This window comes from Mycobacterium interjectum (assembly GCF_900078675.2).
Taxonomy (GTDB): Bacteria; Actinomycetota; Actinomycetes; order Mycobacteriales; family Mycobacteriaceae; genus Mycobacterium; species Mycobacterium interjectum.
In genome coordinates, this window is sequence record NZ_LT546236.1 from 749,698 (window position 1) to 772,469 (window position 22,772).

Annotated in this window: 24 protein-coding genes, 1 tRNA gene and 2 pseudogenes; 16 read left to right on the forward strand and 11 right to left on the reverse strand. The window is 68.5% G+C overall.

Annotation, left to right across the window (positions count from 1 at the left end; genetic code table 11):
• Positions 1–71: 71 nt before the first annotated feature.
• Both BN4348_RS33630 and BN4348_RS33635 read right to left on the reverse strand, forming a co-directional pair.
• Positions 72–1,535: a protein adenylyltransferase SelO gene (locus BN4348_RS33630; protein ID WP_066908944.1), complete on the reverse strand. Its 1,464-nt coding sequence runs from the start codon at positions 1,533–1,535 to the stop codon at positions 72–74.
• A gap of 26 nt (positions 1,536–1,561) precedes the next feature.
• Complete coding sequence (locus tag BN4348_RS33635; RefSeq protein WP_066908947.1) at positions 1,562–2,128, reverse strand: hemerythrin domain-containing protein; 567 nt, start codon at positions 2,126–2,128, stop codon at positions 1,562–1,564.
• Between the two features lie 241 nt (positions 2,129–2,369).
• Here BN4348_RS33635 and BN4348_RS33640 point away from each other — a divergent pair, with 241 nt between their 5' ends.
• Together BN4348_RS33640 and BN4348_RS33645 are read left to right on the forward strand one after the other, a co-directional pair.
• Positions 2,370–3,305: an HpcH/HpaI aldolase/citrate lyase family protein gene (locus BN4348_RS33640; RefSeq protein WP_066909011.1), complete on the forward strand. Its 936-nt coding sequence runs from the start codon at positions 2,370–2,372 to the stop codon at positions 3,303–3,305.
• A gap of 17 nt (positions 3,306–3,322) precedes the next feature.
• On the forward strand, positions 3,323–4,039 hold the full coding sequence (locus tag BN4348_RS33645) for a mycothiol-dependent nitroreductase Rv2466c family protein (RefSeq protein ID WP_066908950.1): 717 nt from the start codon (positions 3,323–3,325) through the stop codon (positions 4,037–4,039).
• Here BN4348_RS33645 and BN4348_RS33650 read toward each other — a convergent pair.
• A pseudogene (locus tag BN4348_RS33650) lies at positions 4,001–4,801 on the reverse strand (HNH endonuclease); the annotation flags it as partial. The gene BN4348_RS33645 and the pseudogene BN4348_RS33650 sit on opposite strands and share 39 nt — an antisense overlap.
• A 100-nt stretch (positions 4,802–4,901) precedes the next feature.
• On the opposite strand from BN4348_RS33650, the pseudogene BN4348_RS62675 reads away from it, so the two are divergent.
• The 3 genes and pseudogenes from BN4348_RS62675 to BN4348_RS33660 form a co-directional block, all read left to right on the forward strand.
• A pseudogene (locus BN4348_RS62675) lies at positions 4,902–4,973 on the forward strand (hypothetical protein); the annotation flags it as partial.
• A gap of 21 nt (positions 4,974–4,994) precedes the next feature.
• Positions 4,995–5,867 (forward strand): LLM class F420-dependent oxidoreductase, encoded by an 873-nt coding sequence (locus BN4348_RS33655; RefSeq protein ID WP_066908953.1) that lies wholly within the window; start codon positions 4,995–4,997, stop codon positions 5,865–5,867.
• 38 nt (positions 5,868–5,905) lie between these two features.
• The gene (locus BN4348_RS33660) at positions 5,906–6,535 is read left to right on the forward strand and encodes a GNAT family N-acetyltransferase (protein ID WP_066908956.1); all 630 of its coding nucleotides are present in this window, start codon (positions 5,906–5,908) and stop codon (positions 6,533–6,535) included.
• Here BN4348_RS33660 and crcB (BN4348_RS33665) read toward each other — a convergent pair whose 3' ends face one another.
• Both crcB (BN4348_RS33665) and crcB (BN4348_RS33670) read right to left on the reverse strand, forming a co-directional pair.
• Positions 6,536–6,910, reverse strand: coding sequence for a fluoride efflux transporter CrcB (gene crcB, locus BN4348_RS33665; protein ID WP_066908959.1), 375 nt, complete (start codon positions 6,908–6,910; stop codon positions 6,536–6,538).
• Positions 6,907–7,305, reverse strand: a complete 399-nt coding sequence (gene crcB / locus BN4348_RS33670) for a fluoride efflux transporter CrcB (RefSeq protein WP_066908962.1) — start codon at positions 7,303–7,305, stop codon at positions 6,907–6,909. The genes crcB (BN4348_RS33665) and crcB (BN4348_RS33670) overlap by 4 nt, the downstream gene beginning before the upstream one ends.
• 133 nt (positions 7,306–7,438) lie before the next feature.
• Between crcB (BN4348_RS33670) and pgm the strand changes: the two genes are divergently transcribed.
• Positions 7,439–9,067, forward strand: coding sequence for a phosphoglucomutase (alpha-D-glucose-1,6-bisphosphate-dependent) (pgm, locus tag BN4348_RS33675; RefSeq protein WP_066908968.1), 1,629 nt, complete (start codon positions 7,439–7,441; stop codon positions 9,065–9,067).
• Positions 9,068–9,220: 153 nt separating this feature from the next.
• Positions 9,221–9,293, forward strand: a tRNA-Ala gene (locus tag BN4348_RS33680).
• Between the two features lie 70 nt (positions 9,294–9,363).
• Here BN4348_RS33680 and BN4348_RS33685 read toward each other — a convergent pair.
• Positions 9,364–9,846, reverse strand: coding sequence for a MarR family winged helix-turn-helix transcriptional regulator (locus BN4348_RS33685; RefSeq protein WP_066909014.1), 483 nt, complete (start codon positions 9,844–9,846; stop codon positions 9,364–9,366).
• 102 nt (positions 9,847–9,948) lie between these two features.
• Here BN4348_RS33685 and BN4348_RS33690 point away from each other — a divergent pair, with 102 nt between their 5' ends.
• Together BN4348_RS33690 and BN4348_RS33695 are read left to right on the forward strand one after the other, a co-directional pair.
• Positions 9,949–10,572, forward strand: a complete 624-nt coding sequence (locus BN4348_RS33690) for an NADPH-dependent F420 reductase (RefSeq protein WP_066908970.1) — start codon at positions 9,949–9,951, stop codon at positions 10,570–10,572.
• An 86-nt stretch (positions 10,573–10,658) separates the two neighbouring features.
• Complete coding sequence (locus tag BN4348_RS33695; protein ID WP_235852635.1) at positions 10,659–11,627, forward strand: TIGR03619 family F420-dependent LLM class oxidoreductase; 969 nt, start codon at positions 10,659–10,661, stop codon at positions 11,625–11,627.
• Positions 11,628–11,652: 25 nt separating this feature from the next.
• On the opposite strand, the gene BN4348_RS33700 is transcribed toward BN4348_RS33695, so the two are convergent.
• Positions 11,653–12,480, reverse strand: a complete 828-nt coding sequence (locus BN4348_RS33700; protein WP_066908973.1) for a DUF1906 domain-containing protein — start codon at positions 12,478–12,480, stop codon at positions 11,653–11,655.
• A 56-nt stretch (positions 12,481–12,536) separates the two neighbouring features.
• A complete protein-coding gene (locus BN4348_RS33705) occupies positions 12,537–13,445 on the reverse strand; it encodes a TauD/TfdA dioxygenase family protein (protein ID WP_066908976.1) in 909 nt (302 codons plus the stop codon).
• A gap of 140 nt (positions 13,446–13,585) precedes the next feature.
• On the opposite strand from BN4348_RS33705, the gene BN4348_RS33710 reads away from it, so the two are divergent.
• Positions 13,586–14,860 (forward strand): amidohydrolase family protein, encoded by a 1,275-nt coding sequence (locus BN4348_RS33710; protein WP_066908980.1) that lies wholly within the window; start codon positions 13,586–13,588, stop codon positions 14,858–14,860.
• On the opposite strand, the gene BN4348_RS33715 is transcribed toward BN4348_RS33710, so the two are convergent.
• The gene (locus BN4348_RS33715; protein WP_066908983.1) at positions 14,857–15,741 is read right to left on the reverse strand and encodes an IclR family transcriptional regulator; all 885 of its coding nucleotides are present in this window, start codon (positions 15,739–15,741) and stop codon (positions 14,857–14,859) included. The genes BN4348_RS33710 and BN4348_RS33715 overlap by 4 nt on opposite strands.
• A 65-nt stretch (positions 15,742–15,806) precedes the next feature.
• On the opposite strand from BN4348_RS33715, the gene BN4348_RS33720 reads away from it, so the two are divergent.
• From BN4348_RS33720 to BN4348_RS33740, 5 genes are all read left to right on the forward strand, one after another.
• Positions 15,807–16,736: an SDR family oxidoreductase gene (locus BN4348_RS33720; RefSeq protein ID WP_066909017.1), complete on the forward strand. Its 930-nt coding sequence runs from the start codon at positions 15,807–15,809 to the stop codon at positions 16,734–16,736.
• The gene (locus BN4348_RS33725) at positions 16,733–17,536 is read left to right on the forward strand and encodes an acetoacetate decarboxylase family protein (RefSeq protein ID WP_066908986.1); all 804 of its coding nucleotides are present in this window, start codon (positions 16,733–16,735) and stop codon (positions 17,534–17,536) included. Before BN4348_RS33720 ends, BN4348_RS33725 begins: the two co-directional genes overlap by 4 nt.
• Before the next feature lie 4 nt (positions 17,537–17,540).
• Positions 17,541–18,755 carry an amidohydrolase family protein gene (locus BN4348_RS33730; protein ID WP_066908989.1) on the forward strand — a complete coding sequence of 405 codons (1,215 nt, stop codon included), beginning with the start codon at positions 17,541–17,543 and terminating at the stop codon, positions 18,753–18,755.
• Between the two features lie 5 nt (positions 18,756–18,760).
• Positions 18,761–20,050 (forward strand): amidohydrolase family protein, encoded by a 1,290-nt coding sequence (locus tag BN4348_RS33735; protein ID WP_211145651.1) that lies wholly within the window; start codon positions 18,761–18,763, stop codon positions 20,048–20,050.
• A gap of 86 nt (positions 20,051–20,136) precedes the next feature.
• Positions 20,137–21,426, forward strand: coding sequence for an MFS transporter (locus tag BN4348_RS33740; RefSeq protein WP_066908992.1), 1,290 nt, complete (start codon positions 20,137–20,139; stop codon positions 21,424–21,426).
• Positions 21,427–21,435: 9 nt separating this feature from the next.
• On the opposite strand, the gene BN4348_RS60325 is transcribed toward BN4348_RS33740, so the two are convergent.
• Entirely contained in the window at positions 21,436–21,594 is a 159-nt protein-coding gene (locus tag BN4348_RS60325; protein ID WP_167670438.1) for a hypothetical protein, read from the reverse strand.
• 38 nt (positions 21,595–21,632) lie between these two features.
• Between BN4348_RS60325 and BN4348_RS33745 the strand changes: the two genes are divergently transcribed.
• On the forward strand, positions 21,633–22,373 hold the full coding sequence (locus tag BN4348_RS33745) for an SDR family NAD(P)-dependent oxidoreductase (protein ID WP_066909023.1): 741 nt from the start codon (positions 21,633–21,635) through the stop codon (positions 22,371–22,373).
• 7 nt (positions 22,374–22,380) lie between these two features.
• On the opposite strand, the gene BN4348_RS33750 is transcribed toward BN4348_RS33745, so the two are convergent.
• Positions 22,381–22,772, reverse strand: a 392-nt coding sequence (locus BN4348_RS33750) for an alpha/beta fold hydrolase (protein WP_407937888.1), incomplete at its 5' end; no start/stop codon positions are given.

Below are 22,772 nucleotides of genomic sequence, written 5' to 3' on the forward strand. Positions count from 1 at the left end.
GGCCGGGTCGCTTGTCAGCCCATCCCGATCCGCCGCCTACGCGAGCCGCGCCGTCGCGCCATAGCGGAACCCTAGGTGCCACAGAACGTTTGGTACGCGCCGAAATCCTCCGGTGCGGGGCCGGCGTAGCGCTGCAGGCCCGGTCGTTCGTGATACGGGGCGGTGACGGCGTCGAGCAGCCGCGCGAGCGGATCGAGATCGCCCGCCGTCGCCGCGGCCAACGCCTCCTCGACGAGGTGGTTGCGCGGGATGTAGATCGGGTTGGCGCGGTCCATCGCCTCGGCGTCGGGGCCCAGGGCCCGCCAGCGCGACATCCAGTCGTCGAAGCCGGCCAGGTCGATGAAGAGCCCGCGCGCGGGCTCGGCGTCCCCGCGGGCGGCGTGGGCGAGGTGGCGGAAGAAGGAGGTGTAATCGACGTGGCTCTCCTTGAGCAGGGCGAGCAGCTCGTCGACCAACGGCGTGACCCGTTGTGCCGCAACGTCCTCGGACAAGCCGAGCTTGGCGCGCATGCCCGACGACCACACGGCGTCGTAGGTGGGCCGGAACACCCCGAAAGCCTGCTCGGCCAGCGCGGCGGCCTCCTCGGCGTCGCCGGAGAGCAACGGAAGCAGTGCCTCCGCGAACCGGGCGAGGTTCCAGCCGGCGATGACCGGCTGGTTGCCGTAGGCGTAGCGACCCCAGAAATCGATCGAGCTGAAGACGGTGTCCGGGTCGCAGGCCTCCATGAAGGCGCACGGGCCGTAGTCAATGGTTTCCCCGGAAATCGTCATGTTGTCGGTGTTCATCACGCCGTGCACGAACCCGATCAGCATCCATCGGGCGATCAGCGATGCCTGGGCGGCGACCACGGCTTCGAACAGCGCCAGGTAGGGCCGGTCGGCCGTCGCCGCGGTGGGATGGTGGCGGGCGATCGCATGGTCGGCCAGGCGTCGCAGCAGGTCGAGGTCGGCGGTGGACGCGGCGTATTGGAAGCTCCCGACGCGCAGGTGGCTGCTCGCGACGCGGGTGAGCACGGCGCCGGGCAGCAGCGTGTCGCGCTGTACCGGGCGCCCGGTGGCGACTACGGCCAGGGATCGCGTGGTGGGGACCCCCATCGCGTGCATGGCCTCGCTGACGATGTATTCGCGCAGCATCGGCCCCACCGCGGCCAGGCCGTCACCGCCGCGTGCGAACGGCGTGGGGCCGGATCCCTTCAGGTGGATGTCGCGCAGGCGCCCGTGGCGGTCGACGACTTCGCCGAGCAGCAATGCGCGCCCGTCGCCCAGCCGCGGCACGTAGCCGCCGAACTGGTGTCCGGCGTAGGCCTGCGCCACCGGAGCGGCCCCGTCGGGGACCAGGTTGCCCACCAAGAAACGCAGCCCGCGGGGACTGCGCAGCCAGGCGCCGTCTAGGCCGAGCTCGGCGGCCAGTGTGTCGTTGACCACGAGCGGCCGCGCCTCGGGAGCCGCGTCGGCCTGCCAGGGGACGGCCAGCTCCGGCAACTCGCGAAAGAACCGGTCGGCCAGGGCGACGGTCGTCTCCGGTGTGACGCTCACTCCACCGACCCTACGGAAGCTCGGTGTTAGCCGATAGCTTGCTGGATCAGATCGCGGGCGCGGTCGAGCATCGAGGCGAAGGGGCCGACCGCGAAATTCAGCTTCGCCGACTCCACGCCGGGGTGCGGGCGCGTCGGCGCGATGGCCTCGGCCGCTCGCACCGCCGTCCCCATCCGCTTGAGATCGTCGTCGTCGACTTCCCGCTCCAGCACAGGGAATTCCTCGTCTTCTTCGCGCCGCGCGTGGTCGAGCACGGCGTCGCGCAATTTGCCGAGTTGGTCGATGAACTGCTGCGAGGTGATGTCGAGTTTCTCGATCTGCGAGAGCAGTTCCTTGGCCTCGTGCTCTTCCCGCAGCCGGGCGTCGACGATGCCGTCGCCCGAATCGGCCTCGCGGCGCACCCGGGGATGCACCACCATCTCCTCGGCCGTTTCGTGCACGGCCAGCAGCTGACGCAGCTCGATGAAGGGCTTTTCGCGCGCTTTGGGATCCGAGGCATGCAGCACGTCTTCGAACATGTCCTCGATGAGGTTGTGCTGCGCTTTGAGGAACGCGACGACTTCCTCGGGTGATTGGACAAGCATGTCGGCCATCGCCGATACCTCCAGTGATAGGGGAATTGAAGAAATACCCGGTGGGAGGACGCGTAAACGGCCCGGCGACGCCAGTCGCGGAGCGCGATCATTTGCCGATGGATGCCCCCAGCAGCGCATCGCCGAGCTGGAGCGCCGCGGTGTTTGCCCTATTGGCGCCGGTCGCAACAAGCCCGGCTGACCGGCCGTTTGACATGCCGCTACGGTTTAACAAACACCAGCTAGCACCCACGGAATGAAGATGGCGACAGATCAGACGTACGAACAGGTCGGCGAGCACGCGCCGGATCCCTCCGACATCGGCTGGCGCATCGATCCCGTTCTCGCCCGCAGTTGGCTGCTGGTCAACGGCGCGCATGCCGACCGGTTCCAGTCCGCGGTGCATTCGCGGGCCGACATCGTGGTTCTCGACATCGAGGATGCGGTCGCGCCCAAGGACAAGCAGGCCGCCCGCGAGAACGTCGTGCGTTGGCTCAGCCGCGAAAACACCGACTGGGTCCGGATCAATGGGTTCGGCACCCCGTGGTGGGCGGACGATCTGGCGGCGCTGGCCGGCACCCCGGTCGGCGGGGTGATGCTGGCGATGGTCGAATCGGTGGACCACGTCACCGAGACGGCCCAGCGGCTGCCTAACGTGCCGATCGTCGCGCTGGTCGAAACCGCCCGGGGCCTGGAGCGCATCACCGAGATCGCCGCCGCCAAGGGCACCTTCCGGCTGGCCTTCGGCATCGGCGACTTCCGCCGTGACACCGGTTTCGGAGAAGACCCCTCCACCCTGGCGTACGCCCGGTCACGCTTCACGATCGCGGCGAAGGCGGCCAACCTGCCCAGCGCCATCGATGGGCCGACGATCGGCTCCAACGCGCTGAAGCTCATCGAGGCCACGGCGGTTTCCGTCGAGTTCGGCATGACGGGCAAGATCTGCCTGACCCCGGACCAGTGCGCAGTGGTCAACGAGGGGCTGTCCCCGTCGCAGGATGAGATCTCTTGGGCCAAAGAGTTTTTCGCCGAGTTCGAGCGCGACGGCGGAGAGATCCGCAACGGCTCCGACCTGCCGCGGATCGCGAGGGCGACGAAGATCCTCGAGCTGGCCCGCGCGTACGGCATCGAGGTGTCCGAGTTCGACGACGAAGAACGGGTGCACTCGCCGGCGCCGTCGGACACCTATCACTACTAGGCCGGGGAGCGGATCCGATGAGCGACGCGGTGGACTTTCACTTCGATCCGATGTGCCCGTTCGCCTATCAGACTTCGTTGTGGATCCGCGACGTCCGCGACCAGCTCGGCATCACCGTCAACTGGCGGTTCTTCAGCCTCGAAGAGATCAACCGCTCGGAGGGCCAAAAGCACCCCTGGGAACGGGAGTGGTCCTACGGCTGGTCGCTGATGCGGATCGGGGCGCTGCTGCGCCGGACGGACATGGCGTTGCTGGACCGGTGGTACGCCGCGGTCGGGCGTGAGCTGCACACCCTGGGCGGGAAGCCACACGATCCGGCGGTTGCCCGAAAACTGCTGGGCGGCATCGGCGTCGACGCCTCGGTTCTCGATGCGGCTTTGGACGACGCCACCACCCACGACGAGATTCGCGAGGACCATCAGCGCGTCACCGACGCCGGCGGATACGGCGTACCGACGCTGTTCTTGTCGGGGCAGTGCCTGTTCGGTCCGGTGTTGGTGGACCCGCCGACCGGCGCGCCCGCCCTGACGCTGTGGAGCGTGGTGACCGGCATGGCCGAGCTGCCGCACGTCTACGAACTGCAGCGGCCCAAGGCGCAGGCCGACCTCGAGCTCATCGGTACCAGCCTGCGTCCCTACCTCGACGGGCGCGATTGGGTGAGCATCAATCGCGGCGAGGTCATCGACGTCGAGCGCCTAAGCGGCGTGTCGGGCCAGCGCGACGCCGATTCGTAGTTCGACCTCGCTGACTGTGATTGCGGGGGCGCGGGGCGGGGCGCACGACCGGTAGGTGTGGCCGGTCGGTGTGGTGAATTCTGCTGTGTGAGTGTGGTTTTCGTCGGTCTGCGTGCGAACCCGCCAGTCCGCGGCTTGCTTGGCGTAGTTGCAGCGCTCGCAGCAGCCCAGGCCGTTGTCCGCCATGGTGAGCCCGCCGTCGGCCCAGGGCTGGGCGTGGTCGCGGTGGCGGATCGGCGCGTCGCAATAGGGGGTGCGGCACCGTTGGTCTCGTAGCGCGATGAAGCGGGCCAGGCCGCGCGGAAACAGCCGCGCCCGCGACTCCATGGCCACCAGCGCCCCGGCCGCCGGGTGGGCGTAGAGCCTGCGCAGCGTTGCAAGGGAGCGCCGGTCGCCGACCGCGTCGGCGACCATCGCGCGCGCGACCGCCGCCGGAATCGGTCCGTAGCCGGCGATGTCGGCCGGCGCGTCGGTACCGCCCAGCAGCGTTTCGTCGGTGAGCACCAGGTTGACCGCGATGGGCGCCGGCACGGCCGCGTCTCGGCCGGTGACCCGTTCGACGAGGGTGTCGGCCATGACCTGCCCGCGGGATCGACCGTCACAGCGGGTGTCGGCCTCCCGGCGCAGCGCCGCGTACACCGAAACGCCCTGCGTGACAGGCAATAACGCGGTCACATACGTCATGGTGTCGGGCGCGGGCCGGATGGTGACCGTGCGTTCGTTCTCGGCCTTGGCCGCCCGATCCACGACGGCGTGCGGGTCNGCGTGAGCATCCGGGTGGCTCGCGTGTACGAGGACGCCGGCCCCACGACGGGCAAAGGAACTCCGCGACTGGTACCACCACGACCCGCGGCGGTTCGACGAGTACGCGGCGCGCTACCGCGAGGAACTGGACGGCAGCCCGGTGCTGGCGAAGCTGCTTAGCGGCCACTGACCGCCGTGAGACGATCGTGCGGTGCGCCTGGGATTGCACGCGCTGGGAATCGGGGCCGGCGCCGATCGCGCGGTGATCGACGCCGTTGCTTCGACCGCGGATGGCTGCGGCTTCGCCACCCTGTGGGCGGGTGAACACGTTGTCATGGTGGATCGACCCGCATCGCTCTACCCGTATTCCGACGACGGCGTCATAGCAGTTCCGGCACAAGCGGATTGGCTCGACCCGATGATCGCGCTGAGCTTCGCCGCCGCCGCGTCCTGTCGGATCAGCGTCGCGACAGGGGTGCTCCTGCTGCCCGAGCACAACCCGGTGGTGGTGGCCAAGCAGGCCGCGAGCCTGGATCGGTTGAGCGGGGGGCGGCTGACGCTCGGAGTGGGCGTCGGGTGGGCAAAAGAGGAATTCGCCGCACTCGGCGTGCCGTTCGAGCATCGCGGGGCTCGTACCGCCGAATACGTGGCGGCGATGCGCACGTTGTGGCGCGACGACGTCGCCTCGTTCGACGGGAAGTTCGCCGGCTTCGATGCGATCCGGGTCAATCCCAAGCCGCTGCGCGACCGTCGCATCCCAATTGTGCTGGGCGGCAACAGTGATGCGGCGCTGCGGCGCGTGGTGGCATGGGGCGACGGCTGGTACGGGTTCAATCTCGGCGGGGTGGCCGCGGTGCGCGACAGAATGGGCGAGCTCGACCGGCTGTGTGTCGAGTCGGGACGTGACCGGGCGGAGCTGAGAGTATCCGTGGCGCTGCGCGATCCCGGCGTCGGCGACGTCGGCGCGCTCGTCGATTCGGGCGTCGACGAGTTGGTCCTGGTTCAGGGGCCACCGGACCGTCCCGAAGCCGCCGCCGGCTGGGTATCCGCGCTGGCCGAACGGTGGATGGGGGCGCTCACTTAGGGCTGACTCCCGGCGGCTCGGTAGGCTGCCGGTTTGATATGAGCGAACCCGAAGTGATCCTGGCCCGGGAACTGACCGATATCAGCGACGAGGTGCGTAATGTGCCGCCGCCGCCCGGCGTCGCGGAGGTCCCCGCGCCGTACGCCTTCCGGCTCGCCGATCCGGACGCCGACGCGGAGATGGTCGCCGAGTGGATGAGCCGGCCCGCCCTGGCCGAGGCGTGGGAGTCCGCCTGGCCGGCCGAACGCTGGCATCGCCACCTGCGCGCGCAACTCGACGGCGGCTATTCGCGGCCGTTTTTGGCCAGCCTGGACGGCCAAGACCACGCGTACATCGAATTGTACAGGGCCGCAAAGGATTCCATTTCCACCCGGTACGAGGCGGACCCGTATGACTTGGGAATCCATGCCGCCATCGCCGACGAAGAATTCGTCAACCAGGGAATCGCCGGCTACGTGTTGCCGCACTTCGTGGCCAGCGTGTTGGGCCAGGAACCGCGCTGCCGCCGGATCATGTTCGATCCCGACTACCGCAACAAGACGGCACGGCGGTTCTGCGAGCGTGCCGGCTGCGCATTCCTCGGCGAGCACGACATGTCGAACCGGCGCATGGCGTTGTACGCGCTGCCCCGCACCGCCGGCGACGTGCCCAGGCTTCGCGACGTCTGATCACCGCTGCGCGAGCCATTGCCCGAGCGCCGCGGCGGCTACGCCGAGCGCGAGGCTGACGACGATATTGGCCAGCGCCGTCCAGGTCTGGCGCTCCTCGCCGAGGCGCTGGGTTTCCAGCATCCACGTGGAAAAGGTGGTGTAGGCGCCGACGAACGCCGTCCCCGCCAGCAGCGCCGCATCCTTGCTCAACACCAGGCCGCCGAGGAAACCCAGCAGCACGGCGCCGCTGATGTTCACCGCGAGCGTCCCGAACGGGAAGGCCCGCGCCGCCCGGCGGGCCACCGCGCCGTCGATCACGAAGCGCAGCACCGACCCGGCGCCGCCGACGAGGGCTACGCCGCTCCAGACCAAGACCGTTGCGGCGCCCGTCATAGGCGCACTCTTGCTCGGCGAACCAGAGCGGTGGCCAGGTGCACGGCCAGCAAGCCGAGCACCATGCTGCTGCCGGTGTATGCCGCCGCCATGGCCCAATGGCCGCGCTGGATCATGGTCACGGTTTCGACCTGCATCGTCGAGAAAGTCGTCAACCCGCCGCAGAGTCCGGTGCCGAGCATCGGGCGCCGGTAGCTCGACAGCGGCAGCCGCTCGAGCAGCCGGGTGGTGAAGTAGCCGACCAAAAACGCGCCGACGATGTTGACGGCGAAAGTCACCCACGGCCAGTGCTCCGGGTCGCGCACGGCGACGGCTTGCAGCGCCGCACGGGCCAGGGTGCCGAGCGCCCCGCCGACGAAAACCGCGGCCAGCTCGCGATAGTCGCGGTGTGCCACGGTTGGCTTCCCTTCGGTCTGCGAGTGGTGCGCTTAGCAGCGTAGGGCGTCGACTTACCAGGAGATGAACCCGGGAAGTACCTGAGAAGTCCGGGGCGGCGGTGCGCGACGGGCACGGGCAGAATTGGTAACCATGGCCCACCCGCGCGCCGGTCAGCCGGCCCAGCCCGAAGACCTAGTCAATCTGCCTCACCTGGTGACCGCCTACTATTCGATTCAGCCTGATCCGAACGACGTCGCCCAGCAGGTGGCGTTCGGCACCTCGGGTCACCGCGGGTCGGCGCTGGGCGGGGCATTCAACGAGGCCCACATCCTGGCCATCACCCAGGCGATCGTCGAGTACCGCGAGGCCCACGGCACCACGGGGCCGCTGTTCATCGGCCGTGACACACATGGCCTTTCCGAGCCGGCGTGGGTGTCGGCGCTGGAGGTGCTGGCCGCCAACGACGTCGTCACCATGATCGACTCCCGCGACGGTTACACGCCGACGCCGGCGGTCAGCCACGCCATCCTGACCTACAACCGCGGTCGCACCGAGGCGCTGGCCGACGGCATCGTCGTCACGCCGTCGCACAACCCGCCCCCCGACGGCGGCTTCAAGTACAACCCGCCCGACGGCGGCCCTGCTGACACCGACGCGACCAACGCAATCGCCAAGCGCGCCAACGAGATTCTGCGCAGCGGATCGGGGGTGCAGCGGGTGCCGCTGGCCCGCGCGCTGGATGCCGTCCAGCGCTACGACTATCTCGGCACCTACGTCGACGACCTGCCCACCGTGGTCGACCTGGACGCGATCCGCGCGGCGGGCGTGCGGATCGGTGCCGACCCGCTCGGGGGCGCCAGCGTGGACTACTGGGGCGAGATCGCGCAGCGGCACGGGCTGGACCTGACCGTGGTCAACCCGTTGGTCGACGCGACATGGCGGTTCATGACCCTCGACCACGACGGCAAGATCCGGATGGACTGCAGCTCGCCGGACGCGATGGCCTCGCTGATCGCCAACCGCGACCGGTACCAGATCGCCACCGGCAACGACGCCGACGCCGACCGGCACGGCATCGTCACCCCCGATGCGGGCCTGCTGAATCCGAACCATTACCTGGCGGTGGCCATCGACTACCTCTATACGCACCGCCCGTCGTGGCCAGACGGCATCGCCGTCGGCAAGACGGCGGTCAGCTCGTCGATCATCGACCGCGTGGTCGCCGGCATCGGGCGCAAGCTGGTCGAGGTGCCGGTCGGGTTCAAGTGGTTCGTCGACGGACTGATCGGCGGCACGATCGGCTTCGGCGGCGAGGAGTCGGCGGGGGCATCGTTCCTGCGACGCGACGGGTCGGTGTGGACGACCGACAAGGACGGCATCATCCTGGCGCTGCTGGCCTCCGAGATGCTGGCCGTCACCGGCTTGAGCCCGTCGCAGCGCTACCAGGAGCTGACCGCCGAGTACGGCACGCCGTTCTACGCGCGCGTCGACGCGCCCGCCGACCGGGAGCAAAAAGCCCGGCTTTCTCGGCTGTCGGCCGAGCAGGTGACCGCGACCGAGGTGGCCGGCGAGCCGATCACCGCGAAGCTGACCGCCGCCCCCGGCAACGGCGCCCCGCTAGGCGGGCTGAAGGTGACGACGGCCAACGCGTGGTTTGCCGCCCGGCCGTCGGGCACCGAGGACGTGTACAAGATCTACGCGGAGTCGTTCAACGGCCCCGAGCACCTGGCCGAGGTGCAGAAGGCCGCGCGCGAGGTGGTGAATTCGGTCATCGGGTGAGGCTGTGGCTATTCCGCCACACCAGCCACACCAGCCTCCGTCTGGGCGGCCCCACCCGACTTTCAAACGTGATAGCGCATGCGATACCACGCTTGACTGACCAGCGGCTTTGAACGCATCTGGCCAGTGGTGTAGCTTCGATTGGCACGACTTGGGGCTATGGCGCAGCTGGTAGCGCACCACACTGGCAGTGTGGGGGTCAGGGGTTCGAGTCCCCTTAGCTCCACAAGCAATCCGCCGATGCGTCGCAGAGGTTCCACGGCGCATACGCGCCGGGCCAGCACCGCTGACGAAGGCTATGAGGGCTCGTCTTCGGCGGGGGAGTCGTCGTCGTTGGCCAGATGGCGCAGGACTCGTTCGTTGAGGGCCGCGAGCATGTCGAGCTCAGCCGGGGTGAGTAGGTCGATGAAGTTCCTGCGGACGTCCTCCACGTGCCGGGGCGCCGCCTTCTCGATGGCGGTGCGGCCGGCCGGCAGCAGGCAGACCATGGTGCTGCGGGCGTCGTCGGGGTTGGTCTCGCGGGAGATCAGCCCGTCCTTCTGCATGCGCCGCACTTGGTGGGAGACACGGCTCTTCTCCCAGCCCAATGCGTTGCACAGCTCGCGCGCCGGCATGCGGTCCCCATCGTGGCCCGAGAGCACCGCCAGGATCTCGTAGTCGGACCCCGAGAGGCCCGATTCCTGCAGGCCCCGGTTCAGGTGCACGTCGAGCTGATGATGCGCATGCTGGAAGGCCCGCCACGCGCGGTCTTCACGAGGGTTCAGCCAGTTCGGTTCCATTTCAGCCTCCATGGTAACCCCAATTGGTTGACGCGTCACCAAAATCAAATTAAGGTGGACTTGTCAACCTTTTCACCACTAATTCGCGAGGGGACCACCTCCATGAGCAGTATCAGCATCATCGGTACGGGGAATATGGCCCGCGCCATCGGCGCGCTGGCGGTAGCGGGCGGCAACACCGTAGAGGTCATCGGCCGCGATCAGTCCAAGGCCGTCGATCTGGCCAAAGCTCTCGGCGGCAGCGCCACGACCGGAGAGTTCGGCGCCGTCCCGGCGGGGGACATCGTCATCGTGGCCCTGTTGTACGCCCATGTCGTTCCGGTGGTCGCCCGGTATGGGGACGCCCTGGCGGGCAAGGTCATCGTCGACATCAGCAACCCCTTCAATGCCACGGCCGACGGGCTGGCGATTCCCGATGACACCTCGATCGCGCAGGAAGTCGCCAAGGCGGCCCCTGCCAGCGCCAGCGTGGTGAAGGCATTCAACACCATCTTCGGGGTTGTGCTGGCCCAGGGTCGGCCACTCGACGTCTTCATCGCCGGCGACGATGCGCGCGCCAAGGCGAGCGTGGCGGAGTTCGTCGAGAGCCTCGGGCTGCGCCCGCTGGACGTCGGCGGCTTGAACATGGCGCACTGGCTGGAAGGAACGGGCCTGGTCGTGATGGGTCTCGCCAGCCACGGGGTGGGGAACTTCGACTTCGCCCTAGGCGCCACCGTTCCCGGCTGAGCCGCACCGGCCCAGTCCAGGCCGTCGACGAACGGCGGCCTAAACAATGGTTGATGAATCATCGAAACGATAGGAGGACCCCCGCCATGAGGCTTGGTTTCGCACTTCCCATAGTCGGGCCCGCTATCAGCAGCGCAGCTGGCCTGAGCGCGTTCTGCCGCGGACTCGAGGACCTTGGCTACGACACGCTCTGGGTCGGCGATCGCCTGGTCACGCCGGTCGATATGCACAGCACCTACCCGGGCAAAGAGCAGCCGTACCCGCCGCAGATGACCCGCTACCTCGATCCGGTGCTGCTGTGGACCGTCGCCGCGACGGCGACCAGCCGGGTGCGGCTCAACGCCAGCACGCTCAGCACGTTCTACTACGAGCCGCCGCACCTGGCCCGGTTACTGACCACGCTCGACGTGCTCAGCGACGGCCGACTTGACGTCGGCGTGGGAATCGGGTGGATGAAGGACGAGCACGACATCGCCCGTGGCGCGGACTGGCACCGGCGCGGGCGGATGCTCGATGACCTGCTGGCGTTCCTGCACGAGTGGTGGACGACCACCCCGGTGTCCTGGGACAGCGAGTTCTTCTCCTTGCCGCCGGTCCATGCCGACCTGCGCCCGGCTCAGCCCGGCGGTCCGCCCATCTGGATCGGCGGTGCCAGCGAGGCCGCGATGCGCCGGGTCGGCCGCAGCGGCACCGGCTGGCTCGGGGTCGAGGGGCTGCAGGATGAGGTCACCGACCACTTGTGGTCGATTGCGCGCCGGGCGGCGCGGGATGCCGGCCGCGATCCTGAGGCGCTGAAGACGGCCATGCGGATCAACCTCGAACCGGGCACGTCCGTTGACTCGGTTGCCGACAGGCTCGACCGCCTCGCCCGGTCCGGTGCTGATGAGGCGATCGTCGATGCCTTCGCAGTGTTCCCCAGCCTTGAGCAGATGCTTGACTTCGCCAGCCAGGTCATCACCCGATGGAGTGGTCGCGGGAAAGCCGCCGGCACCGGCGAGGAACGTAATCTCGGCGAGATCACGGAGCAGCACGTGGCGGCCCGATGTGGTCATTGAAGGAATGCGGCCCAGCGACCCACGCTCAGGGATGTAGGTTCCACTGACCGCAATCCCCGGCCAGGACGTCGTTGACGTCGACTTCGAGTCCCCCGACTACCGGGCCGGGATTCGACGCCGTACTGACCACGCGTTGGTAGAGGACCGCGGCGGGCTCGATCTGACCGCGAGACCAGGACCGGGTCTGCCAGGCCCACCGGTGGCCGGGGGTGCGCGAAGTCCCGATAACGCCGTCGGCGGCGGCCCATCGGCACACGTCGATACCGCCGTAGACGCCGGTGCGCTGCACCCCCAGTACCGAATTGATTCCGCGAAACCACTTGAGCGCCAAATTGTTCCAGGTGTCGTGGTTTATGTCCTCGTCGACACTGAAGAAGATCGGGGCGCTCTGACCGCCACCCGCCGCGGTATGCAGCTTCCAGGCGGTGCGAGCATCGGCGACGCCACCCTCGAATCCGCGCCTGAAATCCGATGGTGCCGTGCCGCCCGGCTTGCCGTATTGGTAATTGCTGACAATCATCAGCCCGGCAGCGGTCAGCTGCTCGGCATACGGCCGGGTGATCGGCTTGGCGCCCATCGAGGAGCCGGGCCGCGATAGCGACACGTAGTTGATGACCCCGGCGTAGCCCGCAGCTCGAATGTGCTCCGCTGGAATTTGGCGCATGGCGAAGTCGATCAGTTTGGGGGTGGCGGCAGCCGCCGTAGGGATGGCAGCCGCCGTAGGGACGGCGACACTTGCCGATCCCGCATACAACCCAGGCAGTGCGGACATAGCGATGGCGTAGCGCAATACGTCGCGCCGGGGAATAGCGCGTAATGGCCGGAGGGGCACATTTACCGACAAGTCCTGCATCGCGTGATGTTAAATATGTGACTTTTGTCAACATAAGGGGCGTGCATTAGTCGATATCAAATCGGTCTTTGCGGTTCACCGGCCTGAGTCAATGGCTGGAGTGGACGCATCGTCTCCAGCCCGTCCGATTCGGTCGCGGAAATCGTGGTGCGCACCATGTGGCGCGGCTCCGATGCGGGCCAGGGCCGGCCGCGATGCATGGTCGCGCGGTTGTCCCACATCACCACGTCGCCCTCGCGCCACGCGTGCAGGTAGCTTCCACCGGGGGCGGTCGCCGCGTCGATCAGCCGGGCGAGCAGTTCCTGCGCCGCTGTTCGCTCCATGCCCTCGATCGCGTAGGCGTGCGAGGCGATGTAGAGCGCCTTGCGGCGATTGACGGGGTTCGTCCACACCAGACGCCAGCATTGCGGCGGCAGCGCCGCCCGTTCGGCCGGGCTGGCGAGGTCGGGCGCGATCTTGCCGCGCGAGTAGGCGTATTCGTGCCAGGCGAAAGAGTTCTCCAGCCGCCGCTGCAGCGACGGATCGAGGCGCTCGAACGCGAGCCGGGTGGAAACATACTCGGTCTCGCCGCCCCGGCCCGGAATGATCCGTGACGACAGCACCGAAGCGAGCGCCGGCACCCGCTTGAAGGCACTGTCGGTGTGCCAGAGCTGGTTCGCCTTGTTTTCCAACGCGATCCGGTGATCTTCCGGCACGACGTTGCCCTCCTCGTCGAGGGTCTTGAGCACCACGAGGTTGCTGCCGTAGCCGGCCGAACCCACCTTGGTGACCTCGAGCGGGCCAAATCGGCGGGAGAAGGCGAGCTGCGCGTCATCGGTGACGTCCTGGTCGCGCAGGACCAGGACCGAGTGCTCCTCGAACGCCGCGCGCACCGCCGCGTATGCGGAATCGCTGGCCGCGACGTCGTGGATGGTCACTCCGCGCAGTTCGGCGACAAAGCCCGGGCCCAGCGGCACGATTTCCATCGACGCACTCCATGCATTGCAGCGTTCGAGCACGACTTTCCACCTCAAGCGGGCCGCTGACAAGGTATCCCGCTCAATGGGTTTGCCCCCTACGCGGGCCGACCCGTTTCTCCTATACTCCACGTACCGCTGGAGGTGTGATGGCTACAACTTGGGACACGTTGGATCGCTACGTCGTCATTTCGACGGATACGCACGCCGGGGCGGATCTGCTCGACTACAAACCGTATCTGCCGACGCGGCTGCACGAGGATTTCGATGCGTGGGCCAAGGCCTACGCCAGCCCGTTCGACGATCTGGTGATCGCCACCGCCAACCGGAACTGGGACAACGAGCTTCGGATCGCCGAGATGGACGCCGACGGGGTGGCCGCGGAGGTGCTGCTGCCCAACACCATTCCGCCGTTCTTCCCGACGACCCCGAACATCACCATCAGCCTGCCCCGCACCCGTGACGAGTTTGAGAAGCGCTGGGCCGGTGTGCAGGCCCACAACCGGTGGCAGATCGACTTTTGCTCGCTGGCCCCGGCCCGACGCCGCGGCTTGATTCAGATCTTCCCCAATGACATCGAGCTGGCGCTGGAAGAAATCCGCTGGGGAGCCGAGCAGGACTGCTTTGGTGGCGTGCTCATTCCGGCGGTCTCGCCCGGCGACCCGCAGGTGGCCCCGCTCTTTCACACCCGCTACGAACCGATCTGGGCCTTATGCGCGGACCTGGACCTGACGGTGGTGCAGCACGCCGGGGCCGGCAGCCCCGAGATGCCGATGGACCAGCCGGCGTCCAACGCGGTGTTGATCACCGAAATGGCGATGTGGGCCCAGCGCACGCTTGGCCACCTGATCCTGGCCGGGGTGTTCGAGCGGTACCCGACGCTGCGATTCGCGCCGACCGAGCAGGGCACGTATTGGGTGCCCGGCCAAATCGGCATGCTCGACGCGATGGTGCCCACCATGAAGTCCGAAGCCGGCAACCGCACCTACGGGATGTTCGGCGGATCCTCGGTCGACGAGCTGACCATGGCGCCGAGCGAATACGTCAAGCGAAACTGCTTCTTGGCCACAGAGCTCACGCCGTTCGACTCGGGCATGATCGATTTCATGGGCCCGGAGCACATCATGTGGGGCAGTGACTATCCCCACGAGGAAGGCTTTGCGCCCCACTCCAAGTTGGCCATTCGTTGGGCGCTGCACGACAGGCCGGAGGACGTGTGCCGAAAGATCTTGGGCGGCAACGCCGGTCGCCTGTATCGCTTCGACCTCGAGGCGCTGGCCCCGGTCGCCGCCAAGATCGGACCCACCGTCGCCGAGGTGCATAAACCCTTGGAGGACACGGGCTATCGCGCCCCGGCCGCTTTCGGCTTCCGGCCGTTCGAAGGGGGCCTGGCGCTCAAGCGCCTGGCCCCGGAACGGAGCTAGGACTCTTCGGTCAAGGCGGCGCCGAGCCGGCGGGTGGCGGCGGTGAGCTGCCTGCCCAGGCGGGTGACCGCCGCGCCGCTCATCGGCTCGGCGCTGGGCACCAGGCTGAGCATCAGGGCGATGTGCGACCGGTCCTCCAGGATCGGGGAGTCGATGTGGCTCACCTCGTAGCTGCGGTCCGGGTCCAGGCTGATCGGGAACCACTCCTCCTGATGGATCAGTTCGTCGGTCAATTCCTGCGCCAACTGGCTCAGCCGGGTGGAACGCACCTCGGCGCTCCGCACGATCTGCGCCAATTCCCGCAGGCGAAGATCGGGCAGGATGTGCAGACCGACGGCGTAGCCCCGCCGCTTGGCGGCGGTCAGCGCCTCGCGGTAGCGATCGCGCACGTCCTCGGGCAGGGCGGCCAGCCAGCGCTCCCGAGCCTGGTGCCCGGCCCAGGCAACGATCGACGCGCCGTACGGCGGGCGGTGGGGGAACTGGGTGCCGACGGGCATCGGGTGACCGCCGCCGTGCCGGCTTCGGACCTGATCGACGACGGTCGAGAAGTCCTCGCTCACCGAGAAGGCAACGCAGTGCGCCCCCGTCGCGGCCGACAGCTCGGCCATCGCCGAGCGCGCCAGCACCAGCGCCGGATAGCGGTCGGCCGCCTCCCGGCCGAGCCGGACCAGGGCGGGACCCAGGTGGTAGGTCTTGCGAACCGGGTCGCGCAGCAGCCAGCCGGCCCGCAGCAGTTCGGCCAGCATCGAGTGGCAGCTGGCCTTGTGAACGCCCAACGCGCGCGAGACCTCCGCCAAGGTCATCCCCCGGCTCCCGTCGCCCGCCAGCTGCTCGAACAGCGTCACGACGCGTTCGGTCTGCGGGGACGGACGCGGGGCCATGGGGCCAATGGTCGCATAGTGCGACTACTTGCGGTGCCATGCGCGACCGTGTGACGATGGCCACGATGACGGACCTTGAGGGCAAGGTGGCGGTCGTAACCGGGGGAGCCGGAGGCATCGGCCGGGCCATGGGTAGGCGCTTCGGCCGCGAAGGCATGAAGGTGGTGCTGGCCGACGTCCTCGCCGAGCCGCTGGACGAGGCGACCCGCGCGCTTGCGGACGAGGGCATCGACGCGGTCGGCGTCCGCACCGACGTCACCGACTATTCCTCGGTCGAGGCGCTCGCCAAGGAAGCGCTCGACCGCTTCGGCGCGGTGCACGTGGTGTGCAACAACGCCGGCACCGGCGGGGTCTCCGAGGGCTACATGTGGGAACACGACCTGGCCGACTGGCGCTGGGGCATCGACGTCAACGTGCTCGGCGTCATCCACGGCATCAAGGCCTTCGTGCCCCTCCTGCTCGAGCAGGGCGAGGGACACGTCGTCAACACCTGCTCGGGCAACGGGGGATTCGCGCCGATCGCCCGGGGCGCCATGGGCGGACCGGCCAACGCGGTGTACCCGATGACCAAGGCCGCGGTGCTCTGCCTGACCGAAAGCCTCTACACCCACCTGGAGATGACCGGGACGCGGGTGCGCGCGCACGTGCTTTTCCCCGGCGGCTTTTTGAACACCGGCATCTGGGAGTCGTGGCGGCACCGCCCGCAGCGCTACGCCGCGACCCAGAAACGCCGCACCCCGGAGACGACACTGGCCAACGTGGTGGCCCGCTTCGAGACCGCCGGCGCGCGTGTCGAGTTCACGCCGCTCGAGACGGTCGCCGACCTCGTCGTGGACGGAATCCGGGCGGACCGGTTTTGGATGATGGGGCCGCCCACCCCGGCCGATCAGGTCGTGAGCAACAAGGCGGCATCGATCCTCGCCCGCGGCGAGCCCAACTACCTGGTCGACGTCCTCGGAAAGCACGCCGAGAAAACCGAAGGAGGAACACGTTGAGCACCAACGAAATTCGCTACGGTCCTCGCCCACCCGAGGCGCAGGTCGACCACGAGATCGACGCCACCAAGGCGCCTATCGCCACCGAGGCGATCACCATCACCTACCTCACCGATCCGGAGATCGTCGCGGCCGTGCTGCCCAAGCCGCTTCAACCGGCCGCCGAACCGCTGGTGCGCATTCAGCTGCAGCGGGTCCGGATCGAGGGCAGGCCGCCGTTCGGGTCGGCGGTGTTCTCGGTGACCGCCCGACACGGCGAACTCGACGGCGACTACCCGCTGTTCATGCCCCAGTCCACCGAGCAGTCGGTCACGGGCGGGCGCGAAACATTCGGCGAGCCAAAGAAACTCGCCCACATCGCGGTGCAGCGCGACGGCGACCGCGTCAGCGCCACCGTCGACCGGCTGGGCTACCGGCTCATCGGGGTAACCGGGCGGATCACCGGTCCGGCGGAATTGCCGCCCGACCAGGTGAACACCGAGTTCTACTTCAAGTTCCTGCGCGCCCCCGACGGCAGCGGCATCACCGACCCCCACCTGGTCTACGGCGAATACCACCGGCATTACGAACTGCTGGAAAACATCGACGGCACCGTCGAGTTGGGCGAGTCGCCGCTGGACCCGGTGGCCGACATCGTGATTGGCGAAATCCGCTCGATCACCTGGTGCCGCCGGCGCACCATCCAGGTGGGACGGATCGCGGAGCGGGTGCCGCAGGACTGGCTGCTGCCGTACGTGCACCAACGCTACGACGACGTGGCGCTGCTCGCTGCCCCCAGGCCCGAGCCGGCACGGGCCTAGCGCCATGGACCGGTACACGGTCATTTCGGCCGACTGCCACGCCGGCGCGGACTTGCTCGACTACCGCGAGTACCTCGATCCGCAGTACCGGGACGAATTCGACTGCTGGGCAAAGGCATACGTCAATCCCTTCGGCGACCTCACCGAGGCCGACGCCGAGCGCAACTGGAACAGCGCTCGGCGCAACGCGGAGCTCGATCGAGAAGGCATCGCCGGGGAGGTCCTCTATCCCAACACCGTGCCGCCGTTCTTCCCCCAGGCGAGCCTGGCCGCCCCCCAACCGGTTACCGCCGGCGAGCTCGAGCTGCGCTGGGCGGGCCTGCGTGCGCACAATCGCTGGCTGGCCGACTTCTGCTCGTTGTCGCCCGAACGGCGCGCCGGGGTGGGCCAGATCCTGCTCGGGGACCTCGACGAGGCCGTCGCCGAGATCACGCAGATCGCCAAGTTGGGCCTGCGCGGCGGTGTCCTGCTGCCCGGGATCCCTCCGGGCGCCGGCATCCCGCAGCTCTACGCCGAGCACTGGGAGCCGCTCTGGGCGGCGTGCGACGAGGCGGGCGTGGTGGTGAACCACCACGGCGGCAACGCCGGACCCAACCCCACGGACGGGTGGGGCAGCTCGTTTGCGGTGTGGGTGTACGAGACACATTGGTTTGCGCACCGGGCGCTGTGGCACCTGATCTTCAGCGGCGCGCTGGATCGCCATCCGGACCTCACCGTGGTCTTCACCGAGCAGGGCGCCGGGTGGATACCGGCGACGCTCGACTCGCTCGACGTGGCGGCCGCCCGTTACGGGCGGGCGAACTCGGCGATCGCCCGGTTCGCCGGGCCCACCGCCGGCTCGCTGAGCCTCAAGCCCAGCGGGTTCTGGGCCCGCCAGTGTTACGTCGGCGCCAGCTTTATGCGGCCCGTCGAGTGCGCCGAGCGTCACCGGATCGGCGTCGAGAAGATCATGTGGGGCAGCGACTACCCGCACTTGGAGGGCACCGCCCCCTACACCCGAGAGGCGTTGCGCCACACCTTCTCCTGCGTGCCGGCCGACGAGGTGGCGGCCATGGTAGGCGGGAACGCGGCGGCCGTCTACGGCTTCGACCTGGATGCCCTCGCACCCCTGGTCGACCGGATCGGCCCGACCGTGGCCGAGGTCGCCGAGCCGCTGGCCGTCGTCCCTGCCGACGCGAGCAGCACCGTCTTCGAGCCCGACCCCATCCGTACCTGGTAAGCGCGATGGGACCCGAAAGGAGCACTGTGGACCCTTATCTCATCATCTCGGCGGACTGCCACGCCGAACTGCCGACCGAGCAGTACCGCGAATACGTCGACCCCGAATACCGGGAGGACTTCGAGACCTTCCTGACCGAGAAGGCCGCCGCCGCGCAGGCGGGCGGATTCATCGACGAGGAGTTCGCGCAAGCGTGGTTCTCCGAGCACGAGGACGGCATCGCCGGCGGTTGGGATGTGGGGCTGCGGGACAAGGAACTTGACGGCGACGGGGTGGTCGGCGAGGTCATCTTCCCGGACGCCGACGCCGTGACCGGGGTCGCCGGGGCTCCGTTCGGGGCGGGCCTGGGCCAGTCGGGCGACCTCGACCCGGGGCGCGCCATGGCCGGCGCGCGGGCCCACAACCGCTGGTTGGCCGAGCTGTGCAGCCACAGCCCGGAGCGGCGGGCCGGGGTCGCGGTGGTGCCGATCCTGGCGGACGTCGACGCGGCGGTGGCCGAGATCACCCGCGCGGCGGAGTCCGGACTGCGGGGCGGGATCCTGATCCCGGCGCGCTGGGTCGGCTACCCGCCCTACCACGACCGTCGCTACGACAAGGTGTGGGCCGCCTGCCAGGACCTGCAGATGCCGGTTCACACCCACTCCGGTCCCGCGCCTCAGGAGGAGTACGGCGGGCACCTGGGCATCTACGTGACCGAGGTGCGCTGGTGGGGAGCCCGGCCCTTGTGGTTCGCGTTGTGGTCGGGTGTGTTCGAGCGCTTCCCGCGGCTGCGCTGGGGGGTCACGGAGTGCGGTGCGTTTTGGGCCAACGACCTGCTTTGGCTGATGGACACCCGTTATCTCCGCGAGCATTCGGCCAAGAAGATGAGCCATCAGATGGAGGGCGACCTGACGATGCCGCCCTCGGCCTACTTCGATCGGAACTGTTTCATCGGGGCCACCACCACGGAGCGCAGGGAGCTGGCGCGGCGCTACGAAATCGGCGTGTCGAACATGCTGTGGGGCAACGACTTTCCCCATCCGGAAGGGACCTGGCCGCACACCCGCGACTGGCTGCGCCGGTCCTTCTGGGACATCCCGGTAGCGGAGACGCGGCAGATGCTGGGCCTGGCGGCGGCCGAGGTGTACAAGTTCGACCTGGCTGCCCTCGCCGGGCTGGCCGGGCGCATCGGCCCGACTCCCGAGGACCTGGGCCAGGACGATGCGGTGAGCATCCCCAAGTGGGAGGCCTCCCGCCGGACCGGACGCCACTGGCTGACGGACGCGGAGCCCCTCCCGGACCTGGTGGAGAACTGAGTACCACCAGGGGCGGAAAAATTCCGTTTCGATCAAGCGGATCGTGATCCTTCCGCGCCGAGAGCCCGGCCGCATACCTTGCCGGGATGACCTCCAGCGTGGGCAGCATCCCGACCCGGATAACCCGGGCCACACCCGCAACTTTCAAGCAGGCCCTCTTCGTCGCGGTGACGGCCGGGTTGGGCTATGGCTTCGATTCCTACGCGGTCAACATCTACGGCCTGGTGCTGCCGGACATCAAGAGGACGCTGCTCATCACCGACGCCGAAGCCGGGTACATCGGCTCGATCTTCCTGTTGGGCTACACCATCGGCACCATCGGGTTCGGCTACGCGGCCGACAGGTGGGGGCGCAAGACCACGCTCGGGGCGTCGATCCTGCTCTACGGCATCACCACCTCCCTGGCCGGACTCACGACGAACATCGCCGCCTTCACGGGACTTCGTTTCCTCACTGGTGTGGGCGGAGCCGGAGAGCTCGCGGTCGGCGCGCCGTACACCGCCGAGGTTTGGCCGGCCAAGACCCGCGCCCTTGGTGTCGGCGGCGTGATCTTCTCGTTGTTCTCACTTGGCTATGTCCTGGCCGCGGCCGTCGCCCTGGCGCTGGTCCCGCGCTTCGGCTGGCAATCGGCGTTCATCGTGGCGATCGTCCCGGCCATCGTCTTGTTCTTGGTTCGGCGAGGCATCAAGGAATCCCACCGCTACACCGACGTACAGACCAAGATCGTGCGCGGGGCCACCAAGCCGCGGCTGTGGAAGCTTCCCGGCGTGCGGCGACGGCTCGTCGCCGGCTGGCTCATCTACACCGCCAACGCAGTCGGCTACTGGGGCGTGACAGTTTTTTTGACGACCTACATCGTGAAAAGGTTTCACGCATTCCCAATCGACGCGATCCGCTACGCGCTGGTGTTCTTCTTGCTGCAAGTGGTCTTCGTCTACCTGGGGACCGCGCTCGCCGACTGGGTAGGCCGGCGCCCCTCGGCGATCCTTGCCGCGGTCATCGAGATCGTCTCGACCATCCTGTCCGCCACCTCTCACTCGTTGGACCGGTACCTGGTCTTCGGGGCGATCGCCATCGCCACCCTCGGCTGGCTTTGGGGCGTCGGCGACACCTACGTCTCCGAGCTTTTTCCAACGGTATTGCGCGGCACCGGTTTCGGAATCGCGGTCGGCGGTGGGCGCGTCGTCTCCATCGCGGCTCCGGCCGTGGTCGGCTGGGGCATAACGCATTACGGGTTGGAGGCACCGTACCTGGCGCTCGCCGGCCTGTGGGCGTTGACGCTGGCCGGCTACCTGCTAGGACCGGAGACGAAAGGCAAAGAACTCGAAGACCTGGCCGACGAGGCCCTCACCGAAGACCTGGCGCGGAAATACTGACGTTCCGGGCTAGCGGTGATGCGGGGGTTGCTCGTCGCGCAGCCGGCGCTCGTCCGACGCCGCGCGTGCCTGCTCCTCGTCGCCGAACCTTTCCAAGTCCTCGGGTGTGAGGTGCACCCGCGCCGGTTTGGGCGCCGGGCGCGGGGGAGGTGGGGGTTCGTCGGACATCAGGTGATTGTCCCCCTAGCCGGGTAGCGTTGCGCGACATGTCACCACTACAGGGCAAGGTCGCGTTCGTGACCGGAGCGTCGTCGGGCCTCGGGGCCGAGACGGCCCGGCTGCTTTCCCGGCAGGGCGCAACGGTTTTCGGCATCGGCCGGGATACCGGACGGCTGGCCGAGGTTTTCGGTGACGTGGAACGGGGCTGCTACGCGTCGGTGGACGTCTGTTCGGCGCAGGCCTGCAGAGACGCGGTGGAGCGGTGTGTCGGCGAGTTCGGCGCCCTGGACGTCCTGATCAACATCGCCGGGCGACACCAGATGCGCCGCACGGAGTCCATGACCGACGACGACTGGGCCCAAGACCTCGCGGTCAACCTGAACGGACCGTTCTATCTGTGCCGGGCCGCGCTGCCCCATCTGCTGGAGCGCGGCGGCAACATCGTCAACGTCAGCTCCATCGCCGGCGTCGAGGGCCAGGCCTACTCCGCGGGCTACTGCGCGGCCAAGCACGGGCTGATCGGTCTCACTCGCGCGTTGGCGGTGGAGTACACCGCGGATCGCCTGCGGGTCAACGCGGTGTGCCCCGGCGGCATGCTGACGCCGCAGATCGAACAGTTCAGGGCGCCGGAGAACCCTAATTACGACCTGATCATGCGGACGGCCTCGCCGCGCGGCATGATGCAGCCCCTCGACGTGGCGAACGTGATCGCGTTCCTTGCCAGCGATGCCGCGGCCGCCGTCCACGGCGCCGTCTATCGCGTGGACAACGGCAAGGGCGCCGGCTAGCGGGCGCTCAATCGAGCCCTGCCCAGAACCGCGTGAGGGCCGCGGCGCCCCGCGCGGGATCCTGCAGCATCCACCAGTGCCCGAGCCCTTCGAGCACTTCCGTGTGCGCACCGGCCCGCTGCGCCGCCCCGCGCCGCATGGCTTCCGAGCCGACGAAGCCGTCCTCGGTGGCCAGGATGGACAGGCCCGGTCGAGCCGCGGCCCTGCCCAATTTGCGACCGGCCTCGGTCATCCCCGGCTGCCGGGCCGACCGGTAGAGCCGAAGGATGGCCCGGCCCATCTCCGGGCCCTGCGCCGCCGCGACCGAGGCCGCGATATCGGCGGGCATCCCCCCCCTATCGACCATCCCGGCGGCGCGCCCCCCCAGCGTCCCCCCCCGCCGGGCGTCCCCCACTTGCT

Bases quoted from the DNA above. Each gene is read 5' to 3' on its own strand.
- BN4348_RS33635 (WP_066908947.1), bottom strand. From the start codon at position 2,128: ATGGCCGACATGCTTGTCCAATCACCCGAGGAAGTCGTCGCGTTCCTC.
- BN4348_RS33640 (WP_066909011.1), top strand. From the start codon at position 2,370: ATGGCGACAGATCAGACGTACGAACAGGTCGGCGAGCACGCGCCGGAT.
- BN4348_RS33645 (WP_066908950.1), top strand. From the start codon at position 3,323: ATGAGCGACGCGGTGGACTTTCACTTCGATCCGATGTGCCCGTTCGCC.
- BN4348_RS33660 (WP_066908956.1), top strand. From the start codon at position 5,906: ATGAGCGAACCCGAAGTGATCCTGGCCCGGGAACTGACCGATATCAGC.
- crcB (WP_066908959.1), bottom strand. From the start codon at position 6,910: ATGACGGGCGCCGCAACGGTCTTGGTCTGGAGCGGCGTAGCCCTCGTC.
- pgm (WP_066908968.1), top strand. From the start codon at position 7,439: ATGGCCCACCCGCGCGCCGGTCAGCCGGCCCAGCCCGAAGACCTAGTC.
- BN4348_RS33685 (WP_066909014.1), bottom strand. From the start codon at position 9,846: ATGGAACCGAACTGGCTGAACCCTCGTGAAGACCGCGCGTGGCGGGCC.
- BN4348_RS33690 (WP_066908970.1), top strand. From the start codon at position 9,949: ATGAGCAGTATCAGCATCATCGGTACGGGGAATATGGCCCGCGCCATC.
- BN4348_RS33695 (WP_235852635.1), top strand. From the start codon at position 10,659: ATGAGGCTTGGTTTCGCACTTCCCATAGTCGGGCCCGCTATCAGCAGC.
- BN4348_RS33700 (WP_066908973.1), bottom strand. From the start codon at position 12,480: ATGCAGGACTTGTCGGTAAATGTGCCCCTCCGGCCATTACGCGCTATT.
- BN4348_RS33705 (WP_066908976.1), bottom strand. From the start codon at position 13,445: ATGGAAATCGTGCCGCTGGGCCCGGGCTTTGTCGCCGAACTGCGCGGA.
- BN4348_RS33710 (WP_066908980.1), top strand. From the start codon at position 13,586: ATGGCTACAACTTGGGACACGTTGGATCGCTACGTCGTCATTTCGACG.
- BN4348_RS33715 (WP_066908983.1), bottom strand. From the start codon at position 15,741: ATGGCCCCGCGTCCGTCCCCGCAGACCGAACGCGTCGTGACGCTGTTC.
- BN4348_RS33720 (WP_066909017.1), top strand. From the start codon at position 15,807: ATGACGGACCTTGAGGGCAAGGTGGCGGTCGTAACCGGGGGAGCCGGA.
- BN4348_RS33730 (WP_066908989.1), top strand. From the start codon at position 17,541: ATGGACCGGTACACGGTCATTTCGGCCGACTGCCACGCCGGCGCGGAC.
- BN4348_RS33735 (WP_211145651.1), top strand. From the start codon at position 18,761: ATGGGACCCGAAAGGAGCACTGTGGACCCTTATCTCATCATCTCGGCG.
- BN4348_RS33740 (WP_066908992.1), top strand. From the start codon at position 20,137: ATGACCTCCAGCGTGGGCAGCATCCCGACCCGGATAACCCGGGCCACA.
- BN4348_RS60325 (WP_167670438.1), bottom strand. From the start codon at position 21,594: ATGTCCGACGAACCCCCACCTCCCCCGCGCCCGGCGCCCAAACCGGCG.
- BN4348_RS33745 (WP_066909023.1), top strand. From the start codon at position 21,633: ATGTCACCACTACAGGGCAAGGTCGCGTTCGTGACCGGAGCGTCGTCG.